This is a genomic window from Acidovorax sp. M2(2025), assembly GCF_049330835.1.
GTDB lineage: Bacteria > Pseudomonadota > Gammaproteobacteria > Burkholderiales > Burkholderiaceae_C > Acidovorax.
On sequence record NZ_CP186262.1, the window covers coordinates 4,489,515 to 4,514,837 of the forward strand.

The following is a 25,323-nucleotide window of genomic DNA, read 5'->3' on the forward strand; positions in this document are numbered from 1 at the left end:
ACCTCTTAAAGCACACCGCCCGCTGCCCAGCACCCGCGGTCCCGTGGCGCTTCAGCGCCTTTGGGACACACGGCTTCGCGGCGGTGTCCGACAACGCGCCCGGCGGGAGCGCCCGGATGATCGGGCGATGAGCAGACTTGTCGTGATCTCGAACCGCCTGGCGGACCCCCGAAAACCCGCCGCCGGCGGCCTGGCCGTGGCCCTGGGCGAAGCGCTGAACCAGACCGGCGGCCTGTGGTTTGGCTGGAGCGGCACCGTGGTGGAGGACGGCACGCCCGGCGAGAGCGAACTGCACGTTCGGCAGGCGGGGCCCGTGACGCTGGCCACCGTGGACCTGTGCCGTGAGGACCACGACGCCTACTACCACGGCTACAGCAACAGCGTGCTGTGGCCCGTGTTCCACTACCGCCTGGACCTGGCGGACTTCCATAGCAGCTATGTCGCAGGCTATCGGCGCGTGAACCAGATGTTCGCCCGCAAGCTGCTGCCCCTGCTGCGGGACGACGACATCCTCTGGGTGCACGACTACCACCTGATTCCGCTGGCCGCCGAACTGCGCGCCATGGGGTGCAAGCACCGCATCGGCTTCTTCCTGCACATCCCCGTGCCGCCGCCGCTCATCATGGCGGCCATCCCCCAGCACGAGTGGCTGATGCGCTCGCTGTTTGCCTACGACCTGGTGGGGCTGCAAAGCGAGGCCGACGTGTCGCATTTCACCCGCTATGTGCGCAACGAAGGCAGCGCCGAGGAGCTGGAGAACAAGCGCGTGCGGGCCTTCGGGGCCACGGTGGTGGTGCAGGCCTTTCCCATCGGCATCGACGTGGACGAGTTCACCCGCCTCACCGAGGCCAGCGAGGCCATGGACACCTTCCACGGCATGCGCACCGAATACTCGCGCCGGCGGCTGCTGCTGGGCATCGACCGGCTGGACTACTCCAAGGGCATTCCGCACCGCGTGCGCGCCTTCCGCGAGCTGCTGGACCGCTACCCCGAGAACCGGGGCAGCGCGACGATGATCATGATCGCCTCGCCCAGCCGCGACGACGTGCATGCCTACGCCGACCTGCGCCAGGAGCTGGAGGGGCTGTGCGGCTCGGTGAACGGCGACTACGGCGAGCTGGACTGGATGCCCGTGCGCTACATCCACCGCATGGTGGCCCGCAAGCGCGTGCCCGGACTGTGCCGCGCGGCGGCCGTGGGGCTGGTCACGCCGCTGCGCGACGGCATGAACCTGGTGGCCAAGGAATACGTGGTGGCGCAAGACCCGGAAGACCCCGGGGTGCTGGTGCTGTCACGCTTTGCAGGAGCGGCCGAGCAGCTCAAGGAGGCCCTGCTGGTGAACCCCTACGACACCGCGGGCATGGCCAACAGCATCCAGCAGGCGCTGCAGATGCCCCTGGCCGAGCGCCAGGCGCGGCACCAGAAACTGATGGAGCGCATTCGCCAGCACGACGTGCACTGGTGGCGCAACACCTTTCTCGCGGCGCTGCAAGACGCGCGCGAATCGTAGTCCTCACAGCCATTTGGCCAGCAGGCTCACGCAAAAGCTCAGCAGCAGCGTGGACGCCAGCGGCACGTCCCAGTCGCGCCCCAGCCAGCGAAAACGGAAGTCACCGGGCAAGCGGCCAAAGCCCAGCTTGCGCAGCAGGGGCGACAGCCCGCTGATGAGCACCAGGGCCAGGAAGACAACGATGAACCAGCGCAGCATGCCCGCAGTGTAGGGGGCGGGCGGCGCGCCGGCACCCACGGCTCCGCGCAGGCTCACTCTTGCAGCTGCGACAGCGCCTGCGCGTGCAACGCGGGCGTGGCCGCGGCGACCACGCGGCCGTCGGACGCAACGGTGAGCGGGCGCCCCTGCCAGTCGGTGATGCGGCCGCCGGCCCCCTCCACCAGGCAGACCAGTGACAGGTAGTCATACGGCTGCAGCCCTGCTTCCACCACCAGGTCCACATGCCCGCCCGCGAGCTGCGCGTAGGCATAGCAGTCGCCGCCGAAACGGCGCAGCGCGCACTGGCGGCTCAGCCGGTCGAAGCGCGCCCAGTCCTGCGGGCCAAAGGCATCGGGCGACGTGGTGTACACGCGGGCCTGCGACAGCTGCGCGCACCCGCTGGCGCGCATGGGCCGCCCGTTGCAGTGCGCCGGCTGGCCCGCGACAGCCGTCCAGCGCTCGCCCAGCACGGGCAGGTCCATCAGGCCCAGCACCGGACGTCCCTGGTGCAGCAGCGCCACCAGCGTGCCCCACAGCGGGGAGCCGGTGATGAAGCTCTTGGTGCCGTCGATGGGATCGATCACCCACACATGGTCCGCGTCCAGCCGCTCGCGGCCGTGCTCCTCGCCCAGGATGCCGTGCGCAGGCACGTGGGCCTGCAGCAGCGCCCGCATGGCCGCCTCGGCCTCGCGGTCGGCCACGGTGACGGGGCTTTCATCCGATTTGGTGAGTACATCCAGCGGGGTGCGGAAGTACCGCAGCGAGTGCACACGCGCCGCATCGGCCAGCGCATGGGCCAACGGCAGGAAAGCAGAGGCAGTGGCGTCCAGAGTGTTCATGAAAGGTGTCTCACAGGAAGAAGAAAAGAACGGGAGTTTTGGCCTGCCGTCCGCTTTGGCACGTTGGCATATTTAGTGCTTGTGCATTTTCGTGCAAAAACAATAAATAGCACAAGTGCAATGAAACGCACAATTTTGGTGAACTCCTTCTTGAGCCCTCGCGGTCCTTCCGCCCCGACTTTCGTCAACGCACCGTTCTGGAGAAATTCATGCGCTCACGCTCCCCTCTTTCTGCCGCCCTGCGCCTGCTGCCCCTGCTGGGCGCCTTGGCATGCGGACTGACCACCGCCCAGGCGGGCACCATCACGGCGTACACCGCGCTGGAGGAAGACGAGATCAAGGACTACCTGGCCGCCGCCAAGAAAGACCTGCCCGATGTGGATGTGAAGGTGCTGCGCCTGTCCACCGGCGACCTGGGCGCGCGCATCCTGGCCGAGGCCGCCAACCCGCAGCACGACGTGATCTGGGGATGGGCGCTGACCAACACGCTGGACCCGCGCATCACCGCGCTGCTGGAGCCCTACACCCCCAAGGGCGCCGACAAGCTGGCGGCCAAGGACAAGGCGGCCGACGGCAGGTGGTTTGCCACCACGGGCTACATGGCGGCGTTCTGCGTGAACACGGAGGTGCTCAAGGCCAAGAAGCTGCCCATGCCGACCTCCTGGAAAGACCTCGCCAACCCCGTCTACAAGGGCGAAGTGGTCATGCCCAACCCGGTGTCCTCGGGCACCGGCTACCTGCAGATTGCCGCGCTGATCCAGTCGCGCGGCAGCGACGAGGGCTGGAAGCTCATCAAGTCCCTGGACGGCAACGTCGCGCAGTACATCAAGTCGGGCTCGCGGCCCTGCAAGGCGGCGCGGGCGGGCGAATTTGCCATCGGCACGTCGCTGGCCTTTGCGGCCATGCAGTCGGTGGACGAGGGCTACCCCGTCAAGATGGTGATCCCCACCGATGGCGCGGGTTACGAGCTGGAAGCCTCGGGCCTGATGGCCGCCGCCAAGAACAAGGCCGACGCCAAGCGCTTTCTGGACTGGACGCTGTCTGCCGGCGCGGCGCAGCTCTACACCAAGTACAAGGAAATCGTCACCGTGCCCGGCGTGCCGCAATCCAAGGCAGCCGCGGCGGCGGGCCTGCCGGCCGACCTCTCCAAGGTGCTCTACCCCATGGACTTTGCCAAGTCCGCCAAGGAGCGCGACGCCATCCTGGCCACCTGGCAAAAGACCATCGGCCGCTGAAACACATTCCTGAACCGCACCACGCAAGGGTTTTGCACCATGTCCCTGCAGATCACCGACCTGCACAAGAGCTTTGACGGCCAGGTCGCGCTCGAACGCATCCACCTGGCGGTGGACGCCTCGGAGTTCGCGTGCCTGCTGGGGCCCAGCGGCTGCGGCAAGACCACGCTGCTGCGCATCATCGCGGGGCTGCTGCCCGCCGACGGCGGCCGCATCACCCTGGGCGGCCGTGACCTGGCCACGCTGCCGGCGCGCGACCGGGGCTTTGGCATCGTGTTCCAGTCGTACTCGCTGTTTCCGCACATGACGGTGGCGCAAAACGTGGGCTACGGCCTGGCCATCCGCCGCACGCCGCCCGACGTGGTGCGAGCGCGCACGGCCGAGCTGCTGGACATGGTGAAGCTGGCCGACTTCGGTGCGCGCTATCCGGCGCAGCTCTCGGGGGGCCAGCAGCAGCGCGTGGCCATTGCCCGCGCGCTGGCGGTCAACCCATCGCTGCTGCTGCTGGACGAGCCCCTGTCGGCCCTGGACGCCCGCGTGCGCGCCGACCTGCGCCACGAGCTGCGCGAAGTGCAGCGCCGCCTGGGCATCCCCACCATCATGGTCACGCACGACCAGGAAGAAGCCTTGGCGATGGCCGACCGCATCGTCTGCATGCAGGGCGGGCGCATTGCCCAGGCGGGCTCGCCGCGCGAGCTGTACCTGGCGCCCCGCACCCGCTTCGTGGCCAACTTCATGGGGCACAGCAACCTGCTGCCGCCCGCTCAGGCGCGCCAGTTGCAGCCCGCGCTGGGGGATGCCCCCGGGGACATGAAGGCCGACACAGCCCTGCTGTGCATCCGCCCCGAGCGGCTGCAGCTGCAGGCCAGCGCCCAGGGCGCGGGCCGCGTCACGGGCACCACCTTCCTGGGCAGCATCCAGCGCGTACGGCTGCGCTGGCACGACCTGGATTTGCTGGCCGAGTCGAGCAGCGCCAGCACCTGGGAGGTGGGCCAAAGCGTGGACATCTCGGTGAGCGCGCAGGACTGCGCCTGGATCGAGGCATGAGCACCGCCGCGCCCGCCGCCCACCTGCCGCCCATGCACGCCAGCGAGCGCTGGCTGCTGCGCGCCTGCCTCCTGCTGCCCCTGGCGGCGCTGGTGCTGTTCTTTGGCGTGCCCATGCTGGCGATCGGCTGGCGCAGCCTGGTGCAGGACAACACCGGCGGCATCGGCTGGGGCAACTACGCCGCGCTGCTCGACACCCCCGGCGTGTGGCGGGCGCTGGCCCACAGCCTGCTGCTGGGGGCCGCCACCACCGCGGTCACGCTGGTGCTGGCCTTTGTCGTGGCCTTCGGCCTGGAGCGCACCTGCATGCCCGGCCGCCGCTTCGTGGCCGCGGCGCTGGCGCTGCCCATGCTGGCGCCGTCCCTGGTGCTGGGCCTGGGCCTGATCTTCCTGCTGGGGCGCAACGGCATCGTGGGCAAGCTGCTGGGCGTGCGGCCCGAGATCTACGGCTTCTGGGGCCTGCTGATCGCCGACGTGCTCTACGCGCTGCCGCAGGCCGTGCTCATCGTGCGCACGGCGCTGCGCCAGGGAGACGCCCGGCAGTACGACGCGGCCGAGGTGCTGGGCGCCACGCCGTGGCGGCAGTTTTGCGACATCACGCTGCCGCAGGCCCGCTACGGGCTGCTGAGCGCGGGGTTTGTGGTGTTCACCATCACCATCACCGACTTTGGCAACGCCGTGGTCATCGGCGGCAACTTTGCCGTGCTGGCCACCGAGATCTACAACCAGGTCAGCGGGCAGATGAAGTTCGGCATGGGCGCGGTGGTGGGCATGCTGCTGCTGGTGCCGGCAGCCCTGTCGGTGTTCATCGAGCGCCTGGCCGCGCAGCGGGCCGGCGCGGGCGCCGAATCGGCCCTGCCACCCACGCCCACGCGGCGCGCCGGGCGCGATGCCGCGTTCCTCCTCGCCTGCCTGGGCATTGCGGGCAGCATCGCGGCGCTGGTGCTCACGGTGGTGCTGGCCAGCTTCATCCGGCTGTGGCCCTACCGGCTGGACCTGACGCTCAAGCACTACGACATCACCATCGCGGGCGGCTACGCGCCGCTGTGGACGTCAGTGTGGGTGTCGGCCCTGGCCGCCAGCGTGGGCACCGTGATGCTGTTCGTGCTGTGCTTTGGCATCCGCCGCCTGCCGGGGCGGCTAGCGCGGGCGGCCACGGCGCTGTCCGCCCTGCCGGTGGGCGTGCCGGGACTGGTGCTGGGGCTGGCCTATGTGTTCACCTTCAACACCGCCACCTGGCCCTGGGGCCTGCTGTACGGCACGGCCCTCTTGCTGGCGCTGTGCAACTACTACCACTACCACACGCAGGGTTTCATGACCATGATGACGGGCATGCGCCACGTGCCTGCCACACTGGAAGACGCCACCGCGGTGCTGGGCGGGGGCACGGCCCGGGTGCTGCGCGACGTGTACCTGCCCGCCCTGCGGCCCACCCTGCTGGCGGTGCTGGTGTTCCTGTTCATGCGCTCCATGGTCACGCTGTCGGCGGTCATCTTCCTCATCACGCCCTCGTTGCCCATGGGCGCGGTGACGGTGATGCGCCTGGACGAAGCGGGGCTGACCTCGCAGGCGGCAGCGTTCTCCACCTGCATCATGGCGGTGGTGGGCGCGCTGGCGTTGCTGCTGCACCTGGGCACGCAGCGCCGCCCACGGAGCTCCAGGCCCGCCTAACATCGCCCCCATGCTGCAAGAAGAACGTTTTCTCCGCATCCGCACGCTGCTGTCCACGCTCTCGCGCGTGAGCACCGAGCGCATCGCGCAAGACCTGGAGGTATCGCGCGAGACGGTGCGCCGCGACATCCTGGCGCTGGAGTCGCAAGGCCTGCTGCGGCGCGTGCACGGCGGCGTGGTGGCCCAGGGGCCGGAGCCCGAGCCCCCGCTGGCCGTGCGCCAGGCCGTGCGCGAGCGCGAAAAGCGCGCCATCGCCCGTGCCGCTTTGCAGTTGGTGCAGCCAGGGCAAACCTTGCTCATCGACGCGGGCAGCACCACCACCTTGCTGGCCGAGGCGCTGTCGGGCCTGTCGGGCCTGACCATCATCACCAACGGGCTGAACGTGGCGCTCAAGCTGGCGGCGGCCGACGCCGGGCGCAGCGCACGCAACGACGTGATCCTGCTCGGCGGCCGCACCGACCCCGCCATGCAGGCCACGCACGGCGACACCACCGTGGCTGAAATCCATCGCTACCGCGCCGACGTGGCGCTGCTCTCGCCCGTGGGCATCAACGTGCACAGCGGCGCCACCAGCTTTGAACACCACGAGGCCGCCGTGGCCCGCGCCATGGCCGCGCAGGCCCGGCAGCTGGTGGTGCTGGCCGACCACAGCAAGGTGGGGCAGGCCAGCCGCGTCACCTACGCGCCCCTGGCCGAGGTGGACACCCTGGTCACCGATGCGGGTGCGCGGTCGCTGCCCGCGCTGGCGGCCCTGCAGGCCGCCGGCTGCCACACCGTGGTGGCCTGACCCCATTCCGTCGAGGCGCCGCGCACCATGGCCTCCTACCAGCACACCTTCGGCGGCGAACGCTGGCACTTTGACGGCCTGCGCGATCTGCTGGCCAAGGCCACGCCCCTGCGCTCGGGCGACGCGCTGGCGGGCATTGCTGCCGCGTCGGCCGTGGAGCGCATGGCCGCGCGCATGGCGCTGGCCGAGGTGCCGCTCAAGGCCTTCCTGAACGAAGCCGTCATCCCCTACGAAAGCGACGAGGTCACGCGCCTCATCCTCGACACGCACGACACCGCCGCCTTTGCGCCCATCGCCCACCTCACCGTGGGCGACTTCCGCAACTGGCTGCTGGCGCACGACACCGACAGCGCAGCGCTGGCCGCCGTGGCCCCCGGCATCACGCCCGAGATGGCGGCGGCGGTGAGCAAGCTCATGCGCAACCAGGACCTGATCGCCGTGGCGCGCAAGTGCCGCGTGGTCACGCGGTTTCGCAACACCCTCGGCCTGCCGGACCGCCTGGCCGTGCGGCTGCAGCCCAACCACCCGACGGACGATCTGCGCGGCATTGCGGCCTCGATGATCGATGGCCTGCTGTACGGCGCGGGCGACGCGGTGATCGGCGTGAACCCGGCCACCGACAGCATCGCCGCGCTCACGGGGCTGGTGCAGATGCTGGGCGAGGTGATCGCCACGCTGCAGATCCCCACGCAGGCCTGCGTGCTGACCCATGTGACCAACACCCTGCAGATGATCGAGCACGGCGCGCCGGTGGACCTGGTGTTCCAGTCGATTGCGGGCACCGAGGCGGCCAACGCGGGCTTTGGAATTTCGCTGGCGTTGCTAAAGGAAGCGCGCGAGGCGGCTTTGTCGCTGCAACGGGGAACCCTGGGCGACAACGTCATGTACTTCGAGACCGGCCAGGGCAGCGCCCTGTCGGCCAACGCGCACCACGGTGTGGACCAGCAGACCTGCGAGGCGCGGGCCTATGGGGTGGCCCGCGCTTTCTCCCCACTGCTCACCAACACGGTGGTGGGCTTCATCGGGCCGGAGTATTTGTACGACGGCAAGCAGATCATCCGCGCAGGGCTGGAAGACCACTTCTGCGGCAAGCTGCTGGGCGTGCCGCTGGGCTGCGACGTCTGCTACACCAACCACGCCGAGGCCGATTCGGACGACATGGACACGCTGATGACGCTGCTGGGCGCGGCGGGGCTGACCTTCATCATGGGCGTGCCGGGCGCGGACGACATCATGCTCAACTACCAGAGCACGTCGTTCCACGACGCGCTGTACCTGCGCGAGGTGCTGGGCCTGCGCTGCGCACCGGAGTTTGCTGCGTGGCTGGAGCGCATGCAGATCACCGATGCGGGCGGACGCCTGCTGCCTGCCAGCGCCAGCCACCCTGCTCTGACGCAACTGCGGCAATGGAGGATTGGCGCATGACGGACCAGCCGCCTTTTTCCCCCGGCATTCCCCACGGCATCCCCCCCGACCCCTGGGCCGACCTGCGCGCCCACACCCAGGCCCGCCTGGCGCTGGGCCGCGCGGGCGCGGCGCTGCCCACGGCCGAGCTGCTGCGCTTTGGCATGGCCCACGCGCAGGCGCGCGATGCCGTGCACATTCCGCTGGACGCCGAAGCGCTGGCCGCGCAGTTGCAGGCCCTGGGCTGCACCACGCTGCCGGTGCACAGCGCCGCGCCCGACCGCGCCACCTACCTGCTGCGCCCCGACCTGGGCCGGCGGCTGTGCGATGCGGATGCGCAGATGCTGCGCGCGCAAGCGGCCGCCCCCATCGACCTGCTGCTGGTGGTGGCGGACGGCCTCTCGTCCCTGGCCGTGGCGCGGCAGGCGCCACCGCTCATCGAGGCCCTTCGCCAGCAGGCGCCGGCGGGCTGGCACCTCGGCCCCGTGGTGATTGCCCAGCAGGCCCGCGTGGCGCTGGGTGACGAGGTGGGCGCGCTGCTGGGCGCGCGCCTGGTGGCGGTGCTGGTCGGCGAGCGGCCAGGCCTCAGCTCACCCGACAGCCTGGGCATCTACCTGACCTGGCAACCGCAGGTGGGCCGCAGCGACGCCGAGCGCAACTGCATCTCCAACGTGCGGCCCGAAGGCCTGCAGCCGGCCCTGGCGGCCGCGCGCCTGTGGTGGCTGTGCCGGGCGGCACGGGAGCTGGGGCAAACGGGCGTGGGGCTCAAGGACCGCAGCGACGGGCTCACGCTGGCGGCTGAAATGGGAGCTGGCAGCCTGGCGCCAGCGCAGCTACGCGCCGAAAAATAGCTTTCCCCTTACCCGGTAGCCGATTTCCCGGAGGCCGAGTCCCTGCCTCGAAACTCCCTCCCCCCTCGCGGGGGAGGGCCGGGGAGAGGGGGGGCAATGAGCCGCAGTGCGCCCAAGCCAGCCCCCTCTCCCCAACCCTCCCCTACAAGGGGAGAGGGAGCCAAACCGCTATCGCCGCCTACAGCCGGTGCGACCGGTCCCCGTGCGCAAACCCCAGCGGCTCCCACGGCTCGCCCGCGCCCAGGGCCAGCACCTTGAACAGCTCGCCCATCTCGTGTTCCATGATCAATTTGGACGCCGTCGCCCGCTGGGCTTGCGCAAGCTGCTCCATTTTTGGGAGCAGCCCGCAATTGATGAGGAAGTGCGCCTGCGTGGTGTAGCCCAGCACGTTCAGGCCCGCCTCCTGCGCGGCCAGGGCGATGGCGGTGAAGTTGACGTGGGCGGTGATGTCCTTGCGGCCCACTTCCACCAGCGGGTCGCCGTCGGCCAGGTGGCCCTGGTGGCACATCACGGTGCCCATGTGGCGCTGGGGGTGGTAGTACTCGTCCTCGCCAAAGCCGTAGTCCAGCAGAAAGGCGGCGCCGCGCTCCAGGCGGTCGGCCAGCATGCGCACAAAGCCTTCGCCCTGGGCGTGGATCTCGGTCAGGTAGTCGTGCGGGCCTTCGATGTCGATGGGCGGGCGCAGCGGCGTGGGGCGGTCGGCCCAGGCGAAGCGGCCGTCCTCGGCCACCACCACGCCGCGCTCGTGCCACACGCCCTGCGCCTGCCCGCCGTGGCGCGCCAGCAGCTGCACCGGCATGGCGTCCAGCACCTCGTTGCCCACCACCACGCCGCGGAAGTGGTCCGGCAGCGCGTCCACCCAGCGGACCTTGTGTGCATGCGCCGCCAGCGTGGCCTGCTGGCGCGCGCGCAGGCTGCCCGACAGATCGACGATGGTGTAGCGCTGCACCTGGTCGCCCAGGGCATCCAGCAACTGCAGCGCCAGCGCGCCAGAGCCCGCGCCAAATTCCCACACCTCATCGGTGCCAGTCTGCGCCAGCGCCTCGCCCACCTGCACGGCCAGGGTCTGGCCGAACAGGGGCGTGAGCTCGGGGGCGGTCACGAAGTCGCTGCCGGACTCGGGCAGGGCGCCGAACTTGGTGGAATCGTTGGCGTAGTAGCCCAGGCCCGGGGTGTACAGGGCCAGTTCCATGAAGCGGTCAAAGCCCAGCCAGCCGCCCGCGGCGGCGATGGCCCGGGCAATGTGCTGGTGCAGGGCGGTCGTTAAACTGTCGGGTCTTTTCGTCACGGCCGCATTGTCCCAGAGCCCCATGCCCTCCGCCTCCCCGCCCCGCACCGTCCTGGTCACGGGTGCCGCCCGGCGCCTGGGCCGCAGCATTGCGCTGGCGCTGGCCGCGGGCGGCTGGCAGGTGGCGGTGCACTACCGCGCGTCGCAGCAGGACGCTATTGAAACAGTAGCTTCTTGCGCAGATCTGGCGGGCGCTAGCGCCCATTTTGATGCAGATTTTCAGGACGAAGCCGCCGTGCGCGCCCTGCTGCCCCGTGTGGTGGCCCACTTTGGCCGGGTGGATGCGGTGGTCAACAGCGCCTCGCTGTTCGAGCACGACACCGCGCACAGCTTTGGTTTTGCCGCGCTGGAAAAGCACCTGCGCAGCAACACGGCGGCCCCCGTGCTGCTGGCCGAGGCCCTGCACCGCCATGTGGCCGATCGCGCCGCCGCCGGCGAGGCCGACGCCCAGGGCGCCGTGGTGAACCTGCTGGACCAGAAGCTCTGGAATCAGAACCCCGACTTTGTGAGCTACACCCTGTCCAAGGCGGCCCTGGAAGCCGCCGGCACCATGCTGGCGCTGGCGCTGGCGCCCCGCGTGCGGGTGGTGGGCGTGGCGCCCGGCCTCACGCTGACCAGCGAATGGCTGAGCGAAGAGAAATTTGCCCAGCTGCACAGCCTGAGCCCGCTGGGCCGCTCGTCCACGCCCGAAGACGTGGCCGCCACGGTGCGCTTCGCGCTGGAAAACCGCTCGCTCACCGGCACCACGCTGCTGGTGGACGGCGGCCAGCACCTGATGCGGTTCGAGCGCGACTTTTCGATGATGTGAGCACCGGCTTACGCTGGAAACCCTGATGAACGACGCCTTTGCCCCCACCTCCGGCACCCAGATCCTCACGCTCACCGGGCTGCGCTTTGACGCCAACCTGGGCATCCTGGACCACGAGCGCACCGCCCCCCAGCCCATCCAGGTGGATGCCGAGCTGAACCAGGGCCTGCAGCCCCTGCTGCCGCACGACGACGACATCGGCCACGTGCTGGACTACCGCAAGGTGCGCCAGATCATCATCGACGAGTGCACGGCCGAACACGTGAACCTGCTGGAGAGCCTGATCGGCAAGCTGGCCCACCGGCTGATGCAGCTGCCCGGCGTGCTGGGCGTGCGCGTGAAGATCGCCAAGCTGGAGATCTTTGACGACTGCGAGGTGGCGATCCGCGTGGAGGCCGGCACCTGGTAGCCGCGCGGGCAGGCCGCTGCGGGCAACCCGCAGGACCGCACGGTGAAGCCGCGCAGCGCAGGCGCGCACTGCGGCCGGAATGAGACAATCGGGGCCATGAGTACCGCCTGGACACCCGACGCAGAACAACCCGCCGTGGCCGCGGGGCGCACCGATCTCAAGATCGAGCGCGAAACCCACAAGCTGGAAAAGCGCCTGTGCCGCGAGGTGGGCAAGGCCATCGTCGACTTCAACATGATCGAGGAAGGCGACAAGGTCATGGTGTGCATGTCCGGCGGCAAGGACAGCTACACGCTGCTGGACATCCTGCTCAAGCTGCAGGCCCGCGCGCCCATCCACTTCGACCTGGTGGCCGTCAACCTGGACCAGAAGCAGCCCGGCTTCCCGGAGCACGTGCTGCCCGACTACCTGCGCGCGCAGGGCATCCCGTTCCACATCGAGAACGAGGACACCTACAGCATCGTCAAGAAGCTCATCCCCGAGGGCAAGACCACCTGCAGCCTGTGCAGCCGCCTGCGCCGGGGCATCCTGTACCGCGTGGCCGACGAGCTGGGCTGCACCAAGATCGCCCTGGGCCACCACCGCGACGACATCTTGCAGACGCTGCTGCTGAACATGTTCTTCGGCGGCAAGATGAAGAGCATGCCCGCCAAGCTGGTGAGCGACGACGGCCGGCACGTGGTGATCCGCCCCCTGGCCTACGTGCCCGAGAAGGACACCGCCCGCTGGGCCGCGCACCGCGACTTCCCCATCATCCCCTGCAACCTGTGCGGCAGCCAGGAAAACCTGCAGCGCAAGCAGGTGGGCGAGATGCTGCGCGAGTGGGAGAAGAAATTCCCCGGCCGCGTGGAGAACATGTTCAACGCGCTGCAGAACGTGGTGCCCTCGCACCTGCTGGACGGCGGGCTGTACGACTTCAAGAACGCCCGCGCCACCGGCGTGGCGGACGAGAACGGCGACAAGGCCTTCGACAAGGAAGAGTTCTCCGCGCCGCAACCCCTGCTGCCCGGCGGCGTGCAGGTGGTGCAGCTCTCGTGAATGAATGGACCTCCGGCGGGCACGGCGGTCACAACGGAGTCCCGTTCTTTGAGGAGTCGCCCATGATGCGCCGATGGATTCGGATTCCCGCCCTGCTGCTGTGCGCCGCCGCCGTGGCCGGCCTGGCAGGCTGCAGCACCCAGCGCGTGGTGGAGGGCCAGGTGCAGAGCTTCTCCACCCTGGCGGCCGTGCCCGCCCCCGCCACCTACCGCATCGACCGCCTGCCCTCGCAGCAGATGCCGTCGTTCGGCCCCATCGCCACCCTGGCCGACCAGGCCCTGGCCCGCGCGGGCCTGCAGCGTGACGATGCCGCCCCCCGGCTGCTGGTGCAGATCGGCGTGCAGGCCGACACCGTGCCCCGCTATGACCCGTTTGCCGGTCCGTACGGCCCGGCCCCCTGGGGCTTCGGGGGCTGGTACGGGCGCGGCTGGGGCTTCCATGGCGCATGGCGCTTCAACGATCCCACCCCGCTGTACCGCCGGGCGGTCAGCGTCGTGATGCGCGATGCCGCCACCCAGGCCGTGGTGTACGAAACCTCTGCCACGCACGAAGACGTGTGGGTGAGCGACCCGGCCGTGTACGGCGTGCTGTTCGACGCGGCGCTGCAGGGCTTTCCGCAGCCGCCGCAGGGCCCGCGCCAGGTCCGGCTGCCACTACCCCCGGCTCCCGGCAATGCACCGGCCGCCCCGGCCGCAGCGCCGGCCCAGCCGGGCGTGGCCGTCCCCACCCCGCCCGCGCGCTGATCTGGCGCTTATTCCTCTCGCTCACGCTCGCCCTACCGCATGCAAGCCACCCGCATCGTTGCCATCCGCCACGGCGAAACCGCCTGGAACGTGGACACCCGCATCCAGGGCCACCTGGACATCCCGCTCAACGACACCGGCCTGTGGCAGGCCGCCCGGGTGGCACAGGCCCTGGCCGGCGAGCCCATTGCCGCCATCTACACCAGCGACCTGCAGCGCGCCCACACCACCGCCCAGGCCGTGGCGCACGCCACCGGCGCACCGCTGACGGCCGAGCCGGGCCTGCGCGAGCGCAGTTTCGGCCACTTCCAGGGCCGCACGTTCGCCGAGATCGAGGCCGAGCTGCCCGAGGACGCCCTGCGCTGGCGCAAGCGCGACCCGCACTACGCCCCCGACGGCGGCGAATCCCTCGTTGCCCTGCGCGAGCGCATCGAGCGCACCGTCGCCACGCTGGCGCAGCGCCACGTGGGCGAGCAGGTGGTAATGGTGGCGCACGGCGGCGTGCTGGACGTGCTGTACCGCCTGGCGACGCGCCAGGACATCCAGGCCCCGCGCACCTGGCAGCTGTCCAACGCCGCCATCAACCGCCTGCTGTGGACCGAAGACGGCCTCACCCTGATCGGCTGGGCCGACACCCAGCACCTCGACAACAACAACGACAACGTCCCGCGCGATGAAGCCCATTCCTGAAGCCCTGCAGTTCACCGTCGGCCAGCGCGTGGACCACATCGACACGCCCGCCGCCGTGGTGGACCTGGACGCCATGGAGCGCAACATCCAGCGCATGGCCGACTTCGCGCGCAAGCACCACGTGCGCTGGCGCCCCCACGCCAAGATGCACAAGAGCGCCGAACTCGCCCTGCAGCTGCAGCACGCGGGCGCCCAGGGCGTGTGCGTGCAGAAGGTGTCCGAAGCCGAGGCCCTGGCTGCCGGCGGCGTTCAGGACATCACCATCACCAACCAGGTCATCGCCATGCCCAAGCTGCACCGCGTGGCGCGGCTGGCCGCCCAGCTGGCGGCGCGCGGCGGGCGCCTGGGCCTGGCTGTGGACCACCCCGAGGGCATCGAGCGCCTGGCCGAGGCCATGGCCCAGCAGGGCAGCGATGCCGGCATCGACGTGCTGGTGGAAATCGACGTGGGCCAGGGCCGCTGCGGCGTGCCGCCCGGCGAAGCGGCCGTGCCCCTGGCGCTGGCCGTCTCGCGCAGCCCGCGCCTGCGCTTTGCGGGCCTGCAGGCCTACCACGGCCGCGCCCAGCACCTGGCCAGCAGCCTGGGCCGCAAGGAGGCCATCGCACAGGTGGTGCGCGCGGCCAACCACACCCGCCAGCTCATCGAGGCGGAGGGCCTCACCGTGCCCCTCATCACCGGCTCGGGCACCGGCACGCTGGTGCACGAGGCCGCGAGCGGCGTGTTTGGCGAACTGCAGGCGGGCTCCTTCCTGTTCATGGACGCCGACTACGCCCGCAACGAGCGCGAGCCCGCGCAGCCCGCGTTCGAACACGCCCTCTTCATCAAGACCCAGGTGATTTCCGTGCACGACACGCACGCCGTGTGCGACGCCGGGCACAAGAGCCACGCCATCGACTCCGGCCTGCCGCGCGTGGCCCTGCTGCCGCCCGATCGCGCCCTGCGCTATGCCAATGGCGGCGACGAACACGGCCTGCTCCACGCCGAAGGCCCCGAAGCCCGCCTCCCCGGCCTGGGCCGCATGCTGTGGCTCATCCCCGGCCATTGCGACCCCACGGTGAACCTGTACGACTTCTTGATCGGCGTGCGCGGCGGGCTGACCGGGGGCGTGGTGGAGCGGATCATCCGGGTGGATGCCCGGGGCGCGCTGACCTGAGGCGCCCTCTTCCGCGGTAGGCTGCGGCGCACCCGCGGTCGCCGCAGAGGATCAGGCCCTCAGAAGGCCGCCTCCAGTGCGGGCATCGCCAAGCGCGCCTTGGTCAGCGCCATGCCCAGGTTGGCGGTCTTGCGGCAAACAAACACGGCGACGTACTCGGGGTTGGTCTTGCCGCGCAGGAAGACGTGGATCAGGTTTTCGCTGTTGACGATGATCTCCTGGAAGTAGTGGAAACCGTCGTCTTCCAGCCCGCGGGCCTTCTTGAAAATCCGCTCGATCATGCTGACGTTGGGGCCGTTGAACATGTCGGCGGTGGCGGCGGCCAGCAGGTCGATGACTTGCTGGGGGTGCGAGTCCACGGTTTTCAGGGACAGCAACATACCCGAAGCCACGTCCACATAGCCTGCGGCGACGCACTCCGGGACGGAGGCTGCGGCGTGGTTCAAGGCTGCATCAAAACTCATGGGGATCTTCTTTCTTCTTCAGTTAGACAATCTTTTGCAGGATGAGGTCTTCGTAGCGCTGCAGAAACGCTTCCTGCTCGGCGCTTTGCACATAGCGGGCATCGCGCAGACGCAGGCGGCGCAGAGCCTCTTGGGCGGTCAGGCCCTCGCGGATCCACCAGGCGGCAAGCACCGTGCCGGTACGGCCGCGTCCGGCCAGGCAGTGCACGGCCAGGACTTCACCTTGGGCCAGGAAGGTTTCCATGCGCTTGAGCAGCATCTGGATCTGCCCGGTGCTGGGGGCCTCGTGGTCGCGGATAGGCAGGTGCAGGTTGGTCAGGCCATGGCGCTGCAGCGCCGCTTGCGGCAGATCGCGTTCGGTGAGCGTGATCAGGCGGGTGATGCCCATGCGCCGGAGGGCCGCCAGGTCGAGGTCGATCTCGTTGACCACCCCGGGCATGGGCGTGCCGGCCAGGCGGCCGGGCTCCAGCCATGCAAACCCGTGCGGCGCCCCGGCCGCAGAGGCCGCGCCGGCGCTGCGTGCGGCCTCGGTGCGGCCGCTCACCGGCGGCTGCGCCGCTGCGGAGTCCGCAATGCCCGGCCACGGGCCGAGCGGGGGTGGGGGCACGACCCCGTCGGCCAGCATGGCAGGGTCGGCGTCGGGGGCCGGCACGGCGCAGCTTCCCGTTCGCACGAACTGCTGCCCGGCCTCTGAGGCGGGCGCTGCCAGGAAGTTCTCCATCTCCCGGGCTTCCTGCACGCGTCCGCCGGCCAGCAAGGCCATCCGGTCGGCCAGCCGCGACGCATGGCGCTGGTTGTGCAGCACCACCAGCAGCGTGCTGGTGCGGCCCACTTCGCGCAGAAGCTCCAGCAGGACGTAGGCCTCGTAGTCCGAGAGGTCGGCGGTGGGCTCGTCCACCATCAGCAACGCCGGTTCGTTCACGGCTTCACGCAGGATGGCCACGGCGCGCTGGAGCATCGGAGACAGCTCCAGCGTGGGCTGGTCGAGCGCGCCCTCCAGCTCTGGCACGCCCATGCGGCGGACCAGCGCGCCGCACCAGGCGCGCACTTCGGCGGGCGAGCGGCCCAGCCGTTCACGCACCGGGTCCGCCAGCGCATGCAGTACGGGGGCGGCCATGAGCTGGGCGTTTTGCTGCACCAGGCGTGGCCGGTGGTCTGGGGCCAGCGGCCGGCCGTCGTACAGCACCGTGCCCCGCTGGGCGTGCCGGGGATGGTGGGCGTACCGGCCCGCCAGCGTTTGCAGCAAGGTCGATTTACCGGCCCCCGAAGGGCCCAGCAATGCCGTGATGCTGCCGCGCGGCAACACCAGCTCGATGTCCGCCAAAACCACTTTGGCGCCAAAGGCTACGCCAAAGCCGGCTGCCTCCAGGCAGTGCGTGCTGTTCATGGGGTGATTGAGGTGTGTATGCGCCTGCAGCCCGAAGGCAGAGGCAAGAGAAGCAACAGGATCCGCACACCCTGGCCCAGGACCTTGAAAGGATGCCCAGGTCAGCTAGCAAATTTCAGAACTGGGGTGATGCGCTGGATCAAAATCCCGCTCGTTTTTTGGCGGGGCGCGGATGATGGCACGCCAAGCTTGCACAAAGCTTAAAGCGACGCTGCATGAGTCTGCGCAATGCGGCGGCCCTGGATCGGGATGGGCGGCAAGGCGCACCTCTGCCGCGCCGGGTGGGCTGCTGCACGGTACACACACCGCGCAGCCCCGCGGTTGCCGTGGGCGAGGTGTGCTGCGCCTACCATCGCAGGCGTGGTGCTAGTGTGGTGGGGGCGTGGCAGCGCTTGCGCGCGGCTCGGTCAGGGTGGGCTAACCACCATCGTCCCACTGCCCTGCCCCGGTCTTTCCCTAGCTCCACCCTGGCGCGGCGCCCCGACAATGGGCCATGAGCCCCAGCCAGATCATCGTCCTCGCCACCCCCGCGTTCCTGCTGCTCATGGCCCTGGAGCTGGCGGTGGGCTGGCGGCGCCGGCGCAACACCTACCGGCTGGCCGACGCCGTGAGCAGCGTCAGCCTGGGCATGCTCAGCCAGACCAGCGCGGTGTTCACGGGGCTGCTGCGCATCGGCATCTACACCGCCCTGTTCGAGCACGTGGCGCTGTGGCGCAACGATGCGTTCTGGACCAGCGTCACCGGCTGGGTGCTGGCGCTGCTGTTCTACGACTTCTGCTACTACTGGCTGCACCGCATGGGGCACGAGGTGGCCGTGCTGTGGGCCGCGCACGCGGTGCATCACCAGAGCCAGGACTACAACCTTTCCACCGCACTGCGCCAGACCAGTTCGGGCGCCGTGCTGGGCTGGGTGTTCTTTGTGCCGATGGCGCTGGCGGGCGTGCCGCCGCTGGTGTTTGTGGTGGTGGGGCTGGTCGACCTGCTCTACCAGTTCTGGGTGCACACCGAACACGTGCCGCGCCTGCAGGGGCGCTGGGCGTGGTTTGACCGCTGGTTCTGCAGCCCCAGCAACCATCGCGTGCACCACGCGGTGAACGATGCCTACCTGGACAAGAACTATGGCGGCATCCTGATCGTGTGGGACCGCCTGTTCGGCACCTTCAAGGACGAGGACCCGCACGACCGCTGCGTGTATGGCACGCGCGGCCTGCTCAACAGCTGGGACCCGCTGTGGGCCAACGCCCAGGTGTACGCGGGGCTGGCGCACGACAGCTGGCACGCGCGGCGCTGGGCGGACAAGCTCAGGGTGTGGCTCAAGCCGCCGGGCTGGCGGCCGGAGGATGTCGCGCAGCGGTTTCCCAAGCCGGCCTTCGACATGGCGCAAGCACAGCAACAAGCGCCGTACTACCCGCCCATGTCGCGGGCCGTGCAGTGGTTTGCGCTGGTGGAGTTCGGCCTGCTGCTGGCGGGCGTGGCGGCCTTCCTCTGGCACGCCGACACCGCGCCGCTGGCCCACAACGCCATCTGGTTTGCCGTGCTGCTGGCGGGCCAGTGGGCGCTGGGCGCGGTGATGCAAGGCCGCCTGGGCATGGGCATGGCGCTGGTGCTGCAATGCGGCGCCCTGGCCACGGCCACCAGCGCCCTGGGGTGGACGCAGTGGCACGCGCTGTTCAAGCCGATGGCCATGGCTATTGCTCTTTTTTTGGTAGCTGCTAGCGCTTATTCCACGAGCGCTAGCGGCATATTTGACCCCAAATCCCGCCGCTGGATGGCTGCCGCGCTGGCGGGGTCGCTCGCGGGCGACGTGTTTCTGATGTTCGAGGGATTCTTCATCCCCGGGCTGGTGAGCTTTCTGGTCGCGCACCTGTGCTACCTGGCGCTCTTCCATCGCGGGCAGCGGTGGTTTCCGCACCGCGGGGCGCTGGCCGGCACGCTGGCCCTGGGCGGCACGATGTACGCCGTGCTCTGGACCGGCGGGCTGCCGCCCGCGCTGCGGGGTCCGGTGGCGGCCTACGTGCTGGTGATCGCCCTGATGGCCGCCCAGGCCATGGGCCGCGCAACAGTGCTGCGCAACGGGCCGGCGGCACTGGTCGCGGTGGGCGCGGGGTTCTTCATGCTCAGCGATTCCCTGCTGGCCATCAACCGGTTCGTGCAACCCCTGCCCCTGGCCCCGCTGTGGGTGCTGGCCACCTACTATGCGGCCCAGGTGTTGATGGTGGAGGGGTGGTTGCGGGGGCAGCAAGCTGCCCCATCTCCTTCGGGCACTACTGCCGCAGCGTCATCGAGCGCGGCCATGGCCGCCTGAGAGCCCGCGCCAGACGCCTGGCCCGGCGCGCTCCCGAATCAGGCCCCGAACAGGTCCGGGCTGCCGCGCTGCGCCGGCGGCTGCAGACCCAGGTGGCGGAAGGCCGCCAGGGTGGCGATGCGACCGCGCGGGGTGCGCTGCAGGAAGCCCTGCTGGATGAGGTAGGGCTCGATCACATCTTCGATGGTGCCGGCCTCTTCGCCGATGCTGGCGGCGATGTTGTCCAGGCCCACGGGCCCGCCGTCGAAGCGGTGAATCACAGCCTCCAGCAGCTTGCGGTCCATCACGTCAAAGCCCTGGGGGTCCACATCGAGCATGGCCAGGGCCTTGTCGGCGATGGGCTTGGTGATGCGGCCGTTGCCCTTGACTTCGGCGTAGTCGCGCACGCGGCGCAGCAGGCGGTTGGCAATGCGCGGTGTGCCGCGCGAGCGGCGGGCGATCTCAAAGCCGCCGTCTTCGTCCATGGGGGCGTTGAGCAGGCCCGCACTGCGCTGCACGATGCGCGCCAGCTCTTCGGCGGTGTAGAACTCCAGCCGCGCGACGATGCCAAAGCGGTCGCGCAGCGGGTTGGTGAGCATGCCGGCGCGGGTGGTGGCGCCCACCAGGGTGAAGGGCTGCAGGTCCAGCTTGATGCTGCGCGCGGCCGGCCCTTCGCCGATCATGATGTCGATCTGGTAGTCCTCGAGCGCGGGGTAGAGGATTTCCTCGACCACGGGCGAGAGGCGGTGGATCTCGTCGATGAAGAGAACGTCGTTCTTTTCGAGGTTGGTCAGCAGCGCCGCCAGGTCCTTGGGCTTTTCAAGCACCGGGCCGCTGGTCTGGCGCAGGTTGACGCCCAGCTCGGCCGCAATGATATGGCTGAGCGTGGTCTTGCCCAGGCCCGGCGGGCCAAAGAGCAGCACATGGTCCAGCGCCTCGCCCCGCTTCCTGGCCGCGCCGATGAAGATCTCCAGCTGCTCGCGCGCCTTGGCCTGGCCCACGTACTCCTGCAGGAGCTTGGGGCGCAGGGCGCGCTCGATCGCCTCTTCCTGGGGCGATGCGGGCGCGGCGGAGATGACGCGTTTGGCCGGAGCCGGGGCGAAGTCGTCGGTCTGGATCGTCATTCCGCTCCGTTTACTTGTCTGCCCAGACGTAGAAGCCGATGCCTTCTTCCAGGTACTGCTGGCTCAGGTTGGCGTTGAGGTAGCTGCGCTCGGCAGCGCTGGTGGTGTAGAAGTAGGTTTGCGTGCCGCGGTTGAAGAAGCGGTAGACCGGCACGGCGCCATTGCCCGGCGCGGCCTGGCCCCACCATGCGGTGCCTTCCAGGGCCACCGAGGGAACCGTATTGCGCAGGGCGTCGCGCTCCACCGGGTTGGCGGTGTACAGGTGCATCTTGCGGACCAGGTCCACCATCCGATAGACGGGGAAGAGGTTGGCGCCTTCATTGGGATACGCATAGAAGATCGGCCCTTCGTACACGAAGTTCGACGCGTACTGGTTCAGCAGCAGGTCCCGTTCGGCCACGTTGCTGGTGTAGAAGTGTTCCACCCCGGCAATGTTGTAGAAGCGGTAGACGGGCACGCGGCCGGTCGGGCCGGTGGGCGGCGTGGCGGCCGACAGCCAGTTCTTGAGCGCGTTGTTGTAGGCGATGTCGAAGCGCCCATAGTAGTCCGGCGTCGAGGGGGCCGCGCAGCTGGAGCCGCCGCCGTAGAGCGTGCCGATCACATGCGTGCCGTTGCGGAACAGGGACGATCCGCTGCTGCCGCCTTCGGTGGTGCCTTCCGTCCAAGTCACGCGGTAGTAGTTGCCCGAAGAGCCGCTGCACTGGAACTGCGTGCCGCTGGTGGCGGCGCAGGAGGTCAGGCTGCTCACCGAACCGAAGCTTGCCTTGAGCAAGTCGCCCTTGGGGTGGTGCAGGCCCACCACGGCAGAAGCCAGGGGCTGCGTGCCCGCATCCCAGCCCGCAAAATAGGCACCCGCGGGCGGTGCGTCATTGAGCTGCAGGAAGGAGGTGTCCGTGGAGGCCGACGCATAAAGCAGCGCCGCGCCGTTGACGCGCTTGGTGGTCGTGCTCGACAGCGTGCGGCTGTTGCACACTGGCGCGCGGTAGAACCAGTCGGTCTGCAGCGAAGAAGCCTCGGCCTGCTTGGAAATGCAGTGGTTGGCCGTGAGGAAGTACGGCGTGCCCGAGGCGCGGCTGTCGTTGAGCAGCGTGCCGGTGCAGACGTAGGTGCCGCCGTCCGAGGTGAAGATCATGCGCGCCACGGCATTGCGCTGGCTGGCATAGGCCTCGTAGCAGCTGGCGTCCAGCTGGCAGGACTCGGACTCGTTGATCTTGGCGGACAGCTCGTCCTGGGTGGGGATCGCCAGGTTCTCGAAGATGTGGGACACGCGCGGCACCGAGAGATCGACCGTGTCGGTCGCCGCGCCCGGCGGCACTTCCACCTCGAGCGTGACCTCGTCCGAGCCCACATCGGGCGTCCACCAGGTGCGGCCGTCCAGGGTGGTGTCGCCGGCCTGTGCGTTGCGCTCGATGCGCTGCAGCACCTCCTGGCCGGAAATCTGGAACACGGTGCCGGCATGGGCCTGGCTGTAGACGCGCAGGACCGTGCCGGGCGGCAGCATGCGTGCCACCACGCCCAGCCGCAGACCGTGTGCACCGTCGGCCGAGAAGCTGATGGCGGCCACCTGGCCGCCGCTGGCGCTGGGCTTCCACTGGAGCTGCTGCGCGGTCTGCGCCGTGGTCTGGGTGGCGGAGACGTCGCGCGACAGGCCCACCAGCCGCCGGCCGTTGACCTCGGCCAGCGCGGCCGTCTTGCTCGCTTCCAGCGCCCCCAGGCGGATGCGCGACGGCTCGGGCGTGGCCGCCAGGGCACTGCGCGACTTGATGTTCGACACGCCCTGATCCGCGCTGGCGGGCTGGGCCCAGCCGTCCACCTTCAGGACCGGGGCGGCGGCCTGTGCACCCACTTCGGTACCGCTGCCGCCGCAGCCTGCCAACAAGGCCAGTGCCGCGCCCCACGCGGCCGTGAGCCGCCACATTGCTCCAGGTTTCACTTTTTTTCTCCCGCTCCAGTCAAAACCGCCATTGAACACGAAAACATGGGCCGGACAAACCCCGGCCACGCACTATTTCGCCAGGGCCTTCAGGGCCAGCTTGATGCCGTCGCTCACGCCCACATCGGCGGGCAGTGCCTTCAGGGCGGCGGCGGCTTCCTTGTCGCTGTAGCCCAAAGCCAACAGTGCCTGCAGGATGTCGGCCTGCGCATCGGTGGCGGCCGCGCCACGCACCGCGCCCATGTCCGCCCCGAGTTTGCCCTTGAGCTCCAGCAGCAGCCGCTCGGCCGTCTTCTTGCCGATGCCGGGCACCTTCACCAGGCGGCCCGCCTCCTGCAGCGAAATCGCCTGCGCCAGGTCCGCCACGCCCATTCCCGACAGGATGGACAGCGCCGTGCGCGGCCCCACGCCGCTGATCTTGATCAGCTCCCGGAACGCCTGGCGTTCCGGCGCGGTGCCAAAGCCGTAGAGCAGTTGCGCATCCTCGCGCACGATGAACTGGGTGAGCAGGCTCACGCGCTCGCCCACGGCGGGCAGGTTGTAGAACGTGCTCATGGGCACATTCACCTCGTAGCCCACGCCGTGGCAGTCCAGCAGCACTTCCGGGGGGTTCTTCTCCAGCAGCGTGCCGGTCAGTTTGCCTATCATTGGTGTCCTTTGCCGCATCCTGCGGCACTCCAACCGGAATTATCCGCGTGATCCAGCGCCACACTTTCACCCCCCACAACAACACCCGCCTGTCGCACCTGTGCGGCCCGGCCGACGTGCACCTGCGCACCATCGAGACGGCGCTGGCCGTGTCGATCGCGCACCGGCACGAGCAGTTCAAGGTGGACGGACCCAAGGCCGCCGCCACGCAGGCCATGGAGCTGCTGCAGGCGCTGTACGAGATGGCGGACCACCCGATCTCGGAGGACACGCTGCAGCTCATGCTGGCGGGCGACGCCGAGCTGGTGGACGCGCCCGAGGGCGCGCTGGTGCTCAACACCCGCCGCGCCGACCTGCGCGGGCGCACGGCCACGCAGAACCTGTACCTGCAAAACATCGCCACGCACGACATCACCTTCGGCATCGGCCCCGCCGGCACGGGCAAGACCTACCTGGCCGTGGCCTGCGCCGTGGATGCGCTGGAGCGCAGCAGCGTGCAGCGCATCGTGCTCACCCGCCCGGCGGTGGAGGCCGGGGAGCGCCTGGGCTTCCTGCCCGGCGACCTGGCGCAGAAAGTGGACCCGTACCTGCGGCCGCTGTACGACGCGCTGTACGAGCTGATGGGCTACGACAAGGTGCAAAAGGCCTTCGAGCGCAACGCGCTGGAGATCGCGCCGCTGGCCTTCATGCGCGGGCGCACGCTGAACAACGCCTTCGTCATCCTCGACGAAGCGCAGAACACCACGCCCGAGCAGATGAAGATGTTCCTCACCCGCATCGGCTTCGGCGCCAAGGCCGTGGTGACCGGCGACGTGAGCCAGATCGACCTGCCCAAAGGCGCGATGAGCGGGCTGATCGACGCCGAGCGCGTGCTCAAGCGCGTCAAGGGCATCTCGGTCACCCGCTTCACCAGCGCCGACGTGGTGCGCCACCCGCTGGTGGCGCGCATCGTGGACGCCTACGACGCCCCGCGCCGCGCTGCCTCCACCGCGCGCGGGTGATTCGACCGCGCCCGATACTCACATTTTCATAGCTGCCAGCGCTTATCCAGCAAGCGCTAGAGGCCAAAAACACTGCTACTCATGCCGTTGAACCACCTTGCCCTCTCCCTGCAGTTCGGCCGCTTCGACAACGCCGCAGCCCACCGCGCGGTGCTGCCCCGCCACAAGGTGGCCCGCTGGATCCGCCACGCGCTGGCCACAGATGCCGAGATCACCGTGCGCATCGTCGGCGCTGAAGAAGGGCACCAGCTCAACCGCGAGTACCGCCACAAGGACTACGCGACCAACGTGCTCACCTTCGACTACACCCAGGAGCCGGTGGTGACGGCCGACCTGGTGCTCTGCGCCCCCGTGATCGAGCGCGAGGCCCGGGAGCAGAACAAGAGCCTGGAAGAGCACTACGCCCACATGCTGGTACACGGCACCTTGCACGCCCAAGGCTGGGACCATGAAACCAGCGAGGCCGATGCGCAGGAGATGGAAGACTACGAAACCGCCATCCTGCGCGAGCTGGGGTTTGCGGACCCGTACGCAAGCTCCTGAACGGACTCCGCAAAGCGACAGGCGGCCGCGCAATTTTTACCCGCAGCGGGGGCACATAGCGCCCGCAGGCCGACATCAAGTTCCGGCACGCCCATGAAAGTCGAGACCTGCACCTTCGACGACATGACCGGCGTGCCTGTCTTCCCTTGTACTCCGCAGCACTTGGCTTCGGCGTGGCCCTGTCAGTAGACGGAACCCTGCTGGCGGCTGCGCCTCCCGTAAAGGCTATTGACCGGCCACGGTACCTGACACGCGCCGGCACACGCAAA

General features: G+C 69.4%; 24 protein-coding genes. 16 read left to right on the forward strand and 8 right to left on the reverse strand.

The genetic code is table 11. The annotated features are described in order from the left end of the window. Positions 1 to 127 precede the first annotated feature (127 nt). The gene (gene otsA / locus ACOYR3_RS20615) at positions 128 to 1,510 is read left to right on the forward strand and encodes an alpha,alpha-trehalose-phosphate synthase (UDP-forming) (RefSeq protein WP_422844165.1); all 1,383 of its coding nucleotides are present in this window, start codon (positions 128 to 130) and stop codon (positions 1,508 to 1,510) included. A gap of 3 nt (positions 1,511 to 1,513) precedes the next feature. On the opposite strand, the gene ACOYR3_RS20620 is transcribed toward otsA, so the two are convergent. Both ACOYR3_RS20620 and hisN read right to left on the reverse strand, forming a co-directional pair. Then, positions 1,514 to 1,708: a DUF2905 domain-containing protein gene (locus tag ACOYR3_RS20620; protein WP_422846629.1), complete on the reverse strand. Its 195-nt coding sequence runs from the start codon at positions 1,706 to 1,708 to the stop codon at positions 1,514 to 1,516. 53 nt (positions 1,709 to 1,761) lie between these two features. Continuing rightward, positions 1,762 to 2,547 carry a histidinol-phosphatase gene (gene hisN, locus ACOYR3_RS20625; protein ID WP_422844166.1) on the reverse strand — a complete coding sequence of 262 codons (786 nt, stop codon included), beginning with the start codon at positions 2,545 to 2,547 and terminating at the stop codon, positions 1,762 to 1,764. Positions 2,548 to 2,756: 209 nt separating this feature from the next. Between hisN and ACOYR3_RS20630 the strand changes: the two genes are divergently transcribed. Genes ACOYR3_RS20630 through eutC form a run of 6 tightly spaced genes read left to right on the forward strand, consistent with a single transcriptional unit; the run spans position 2,757 to position 9,541 of the window. Next, entirely contained in the window at positions 2,757 to 3,782 is a 1,026-nt protein-coding gene (locus ACOYR3_RS20630) for an ABC transporter substrate-binding protein (protein ID WP_422844167.1), read from the forward strand. Between the two features lie 39 nt (positions 3,783 to 3,821). After that, a complete protein-coding gene (locus ACOYR3_RS20635; RefSeq protein WP_422844168.1) occupies positions 3,822 to 4,829 on the forward strand; it encodes an ABC transporter ATP-binding protein in 1,008 nt (335 codons plus the stop codon). Next, the gene (locus ACOYR3_RS20640; protein ID WP_422844169.1) at positions 4,826 to 6,499 is read left to right on the forward strand and encodes an ABC transporter permease subunit; all 1,674 of its coding nucleotides are present in this window, start codon (positions 4,826 to 4,828) and stop codon (positions 6,497 to 6,499) included. Before ACOYR3_RS20635 ends, ACOYR3_RS20640 begins: the two co-directional genes overlap by 4 nt. Positions 6,500 to 6,509: 10 nt before the next feature. Then, complete coding sequence (locus ACOYR3_RS20645) at positions 6,510 to 7,286, forward strand: DeoR/GlpR family DNA-binding transcription regulator (protein ID WP_422844170.1); 777 nt, start codon at positions 6,510 to 6,512, stop codon at positions 7,284 to 7,286. A 27-nt stretch (positions 7,287 to 7,313) separates the two neighbouring features. Continuing rightward, a complete protein-coding gene (locus ACOYR3_RS20650) occupies positions 7,314 to 8,711 on the forward strand; it encodes an ethanolamine ammonia-lyase subunit EutB (RefSeq protein WP_422844171.1) in 1,398 nt (465 codons plus the stop codon). 26 nt (positions 8,712 to 8,737) lie between these two features. Continuing rightward, complete coding sequence (eutC, locus tag ACOYR3_RS20655; RefSeq protein ID WP_422846630.1) at positions 8,738 to 9,541, forward strand: ethanolamine ammonia-lyase subunit EutC; 804 nt, start codon at positions 8,738 to 8,740, stop codon at positions 9,539 to 9,541. Between the two features lie 178 nt (positions 9,542 to 9,719). Here the strand turns inward: eutC and ACOYR3_RS20660 are convergent, their stop codons facing one another. After that, positions 9,720 to 10,853, reverse strand: coding sequence for a class I SAM-dependent methyltransferase (locus ACOYR3_RS20660; protein WP_422844172.1), 1,134 nt, complete (start codon positions 10,851 to 10,853; stop codon positions 9,720 to 9,722). Between ACOYR3_RS20660 and ACOYR3_RS20665 the strand changes: the two genes are divergently transcribed. The 6 genes from ACOYR3_RS20665 to ACOYR3_RS20690 all read left to right on the forward strand — a co-directional run bounded on the left by ACOYR3_RS20665 (position 10,852) and on the right by ACOYR3_RS20690 (position 15,670). Further along, a complete protein-coding gene (locus ACOYR3_RS20665; protein ID WP_422844173.1) occupies positions 10,852 to 11,637 on the forward strand; it encodes an SDR family oxidoreductase in 786 nt (261 codons plus the stop codon). The genes ACOYR3_RS20660 and ACOYR3_RS20665 overlap by 2 nt on opposite strands. A 25-nt stretch (positions 11,638 to 11,662) precedes the next feature. Continuing rightward, positions 11,663 to 12,046, forward strand: a complete 384-nt coding sequence (locus tag ACOYR3_RS20670; RefSeq protein ID WP_422844174.1) for a dihydroneopterin aldolase — start codon at positions 11,663 to 11,665, stop codon at positions 12,044 to 12,046. A 96-nt stretch (positions 12,047 to 12,142) separates the two neighbouring features. Next, on the forward strand, positions 12,143 to 13,084 hold the full coding sequence (ttcA, locus tag ACOYR3_RS20675) for a tRNA 2-thiocytidine(32) synthetase TtcA (protein ID WP_422844175.1): 942 nt from the start codon (positions 12,143 to 12,145) through the stop codon (positions 13,082 to 13,084). 62 nt (positions 13,085 to 13,146) lie between these two features. Next, positions 13,147 to 13,827: a DUF4136 domain-containing protein gene (locus tag ACOYR3_RS20680; protein ID WP_422844176.1), complete on the forward strand. Its 681-nt coding sequence runs from the start codon at positions 13,147 to 13,149 to the stop codon at positions 13,825 to 13,827. Positions 13,828 to 13,866: 39 nt separating this feature from the next. Beyond that, positions 13,867 to 14,517, forward strand: coding sequence for a histidine phosphatase family protein (locus tag ACOYR3_RS20685; RefSeq protein ID WP_422844177.1), 651 nt, complete (start codon positions 13,867 to 13,869; stop codon positions 14,515 to 14,517). Beyond that, a complete protein-coding gene (locus ACOYR3_RS20690; RefSeq protein ID WP_422844178.1) occupies positions 14,501 to 15,670 on the forward strand; it encodes a DSD1 family PLP-dependent enzyme in 1,170 nt (389 codons plus the stop codon). The genes ACOYR3_RS20685 and ACOYR3_RS20690 overlap by 17 nt, the downstream gene beginning before the upstream one ends. A 59-nt stretch (positions 15,671 to 15,729) precedes the next feature. Here the strand turns inward: ACOYR3_RS20690 and ACOYR3_RS20695 are convergent, their stop codons facing one another. Both ACOYR3_RS20695 and ACOYR3_RS20700 read right to left on the reverse strand, forming a co-directional pair. Next, a complete protein-coding gene (locus tag ACOYR3_RS20695) occupies positions 15,730 to 16,134 on the reverse strand; it encodes a hypothetical protein (protein WP_422844179.1) in 405 nt (134 codons plus the stop codon). A 22-nt stretch (positions 16,135 to 16,156) separates the two neighbouring features. Continuing rightward, positions 16,157 to 17,521: an ATP-binding cassette domain-containing protein gene (locus tag ACOYR3_RS20700; protein WP_422844180.1), complete on the reverse strand. Its 1,365-nt coding sequence runs from the start codon at positions 17,519 to 17,521 to the stop codon at positions 16,157 to 16,159. Positions 17,522 to 18,014: 493 nt separating this feature from the next. Between ACOYR3_RS20700 and ACOYR3_RS20705 the strand changes: the two genes are divergently transcribed. Beyond that, positions 18,015 to 19,826, forward strand: coding sequence for a lysoplasmalogenase family protein (locus tag ACOYR3_RS20705; protein WP_422844181.1), 1,812 nt, complete (start codon positions 18,015 to 18,017; stop codon positions 19,824 to 19,826). 38 nt (positions 19,827 to 19,864) lie between these two features. Here the strand turns inward: ACOYR3_RS20705 and ruvB are convergent, their stop codons facing one another. The 3 genes from ruvB to ruvA form a co-directional block, all read right to left on the reverse strand. Next, a complete protein-coding gene (gene ruvB / locus ACOYR3_RS20710; RefSeq protein ID WP_422844182.1) occupies positions 19,865 to 20,929 on the reverse strand; it encodes a Holliday junction branch migration DNA helicase RuvB in 1,065 nt (354 codons plus the stop codon). A gap of 10 nt (positions 20,930 to 20,939) precedes the next feature. After that, the gene (locus ACOYR3_RS20715) at positions 20,940 to 22,862 is read right to left on the reverse strand and encodes a trypsin-like peptidase domain-containing protein (RefSeq protein WP_422844183.1); all 1,923 of its coding nucleotides are present in this window, start codon (positions 22,860 to 22,862) and stop codon (positions 20,940 to 20,942) included. Positions 22,863 to 22,934: 72 nt separating this feature from the next. Then, the gene (gene ruvA / locus ACOYR3_RS20720) at positions 22,935 to 23,510 is read right to left on the reverse strand and encodes a Holliday junction branch migration protein RuvA (RefSeq protein WP_422844184.1); all 576 of its coding nucleotides are present in this window, start codon (positions 23,508 to 23,510) and stop codon (positions 22,935 to 22,937) included. 47 nt (positions 23,511 to 23,557) lie between these two features. Between ruvA and ACOYR3_RS20725 the strand changes: the two genes are divergently transcribed. Both ACOYR3_RS20725 and ybeY read left to right on the forward strand, forming a co-directional pair. After that, positions 23,558 to 24,511, forward strand: a complete 954-nt coding sequence (locus tag ACOYR3_RS20725; protein ID WP_422844185.1) for a PhoH family protein — start codon at positions 23,558 to 23,560, stop codon at positions 24,509 to 24,511. Positions 24,512 to 24,592: 81 nt separating this feature from the next. After that, the gene (ybeY, locus tag ACOYR3_RS20730) at positions 24,593 to 25,054 is read left to right on the forward strand and encodes an rRNA maturation RNase YbeY (protein WP_422844186.1); all 462 of its coding nucleotides are present in this window, start codon (positions 24,593 to 24,595) and stop codon (positions 25,052 to 25,054) included. The last annotated feature ends 269 nt before the right edge of the window (positions 25,055 to 25,323 follow it).

Coding starts and splice junctions, on each gene's coding strand:
- otsA (WP_422844165.1), top strand. CDS start 128: ATGAGCAGACTTGTCGTGATCTCGAACCGCCTGGCGGACCCCCGAAAA.
- ACOYR3_RS20620 (WP_422846629.1), bottom strand. CDS start 1,708: ATGCTGCGCTGGTTCATCGTTGTCTTCCTGGCCCTGGTGCTCATCAGC.
- hisN (WP_422844166.1), bottom strand. CDS start 2,547: ATGAACACTCTGGACGCCACTGCCTCTGCTTTCCTGCCGTTGGCCCAT.
- ACOYR3_RS20630 (WP_422844167.1), top strand. CDS start 2,757: ATGCGCTCACGCTCCCCTCTTTCTGCCGCCCTGCGCCTGCTGCCCCTG.
- ACOYR3_RS20635 (WP_422844168.1), top strand. CDS start 3,822: ATGTCCCTGCAGATCACCGACCTGCACAAGAGCTTTGACGGCCAGGTC.
- ACOYR3_RS20640 (WP_422844169.1), top strand. CDS start 4,826: ATGAGCACCGCCGCGCCCGCCGCCCACCTGCCGCCCATGCACGCCAGC.
- ACOYR3_RS20645 (WP_422844170.1), top strand. CDS start 6,510: ATGCTGCAAGAAGAACGTTTTCTCCGCATCCGCACGCTGCTGTCCACG.
- ACOYR3_RS20650 (WP_422844171.1), top strand. CDS start 7,314: ATGGCCTCCTACCAGCACACCTTCGGCGGCGAACGCTGGCACTTTGAC.
- ACOYR3_RS20665 (WP_422844173.1), top strand. CDS start 10,852: ATGCCCTCCGCCTCCCCGCCCCGCACCGTCCTGGTCACGGGTGCCGCC.
- ACOYR3_RS20660 (WP_422844172.1), bottom strand. CDS start 10,853: ATGGGGCTCTGGGACAATGCGGCCGTGACGAAAAGACCCGACAGTTTA.
- ACOYR3_RS20670 (WP_422844174.1), top strand. CDS start 11,663: ATGAACGACGCCTTTGCCCCCACCTCCGGCACCCAGATCCTCACGCTC.
- ttcA (WP_422844175.1), top strand. CDS start 12,143: ATGAGTACCGCCTGGACACCCGACGCAGAACAACCCGCCGTGGCCGCG.
- ACOYR3_RS20680 (WP_422844176.1), top strand. CDS start 13,147: ATGATGCGCCGATGGATTCGGATTCCCGCCCTGCTGCTGTGCGCCGCC.
- ACOYR3_RS20685 (WP_422844177.1), top strand. CDS start 13,867: ATGCAAGCCACCCGCATCGTTGCCATCCGCCACGGCGAAACCGCCTGG.
- ACOYR3_RS20690 (WP_422844178.1), top strand. CDS start 14,501: ATGAAGCCCATTCCTGAAGCCCTGCAGTTCACCGTCGGCCAGCGCGTG.
- ACOYR3_RS20695 (WP_422844179.1), bottom strand. CDS start 16,134: ATGAGTTTTGATGCAGCCTTGAACCACGCCGCAGCCTCCGTCCCGGAG.
- ACOYR3_RS20700 (WP_422844180.1), bottom strand. CDS start 17,521: ATGAACAGCACGCACTGCCTGGAGGCAGCCGGCTTTGGCGTAGCCTTT.
- ACOYR3_RS20705 (WP_422844181.1), top strand. CDS start 18,015: ATGAGCCCCAGCCAGATCATCGTCCTCGCCACCCCCGCGTTCCTGCTG.
- ruvB (WP_422844182.1), bottom strand. CDS start 20,929: ATGACGATCCAGACCGACGACTTCGCCCCGGCTCCGGCCAAACGCGTC.
- ruvA (WP_422844184.1), bottom strand. CDS start 23,510: ATGATAGGCAAACTGACCGGCACGCTGCTGGAGAAGAACCCCCCGGAA.
- ybeY (WP_422844186.1), top strand. CDS start 24,593: ATGCCGTTGAACCACCTTGCCCTCTCCCTGCAGTTCGGCCGCTTCGAC.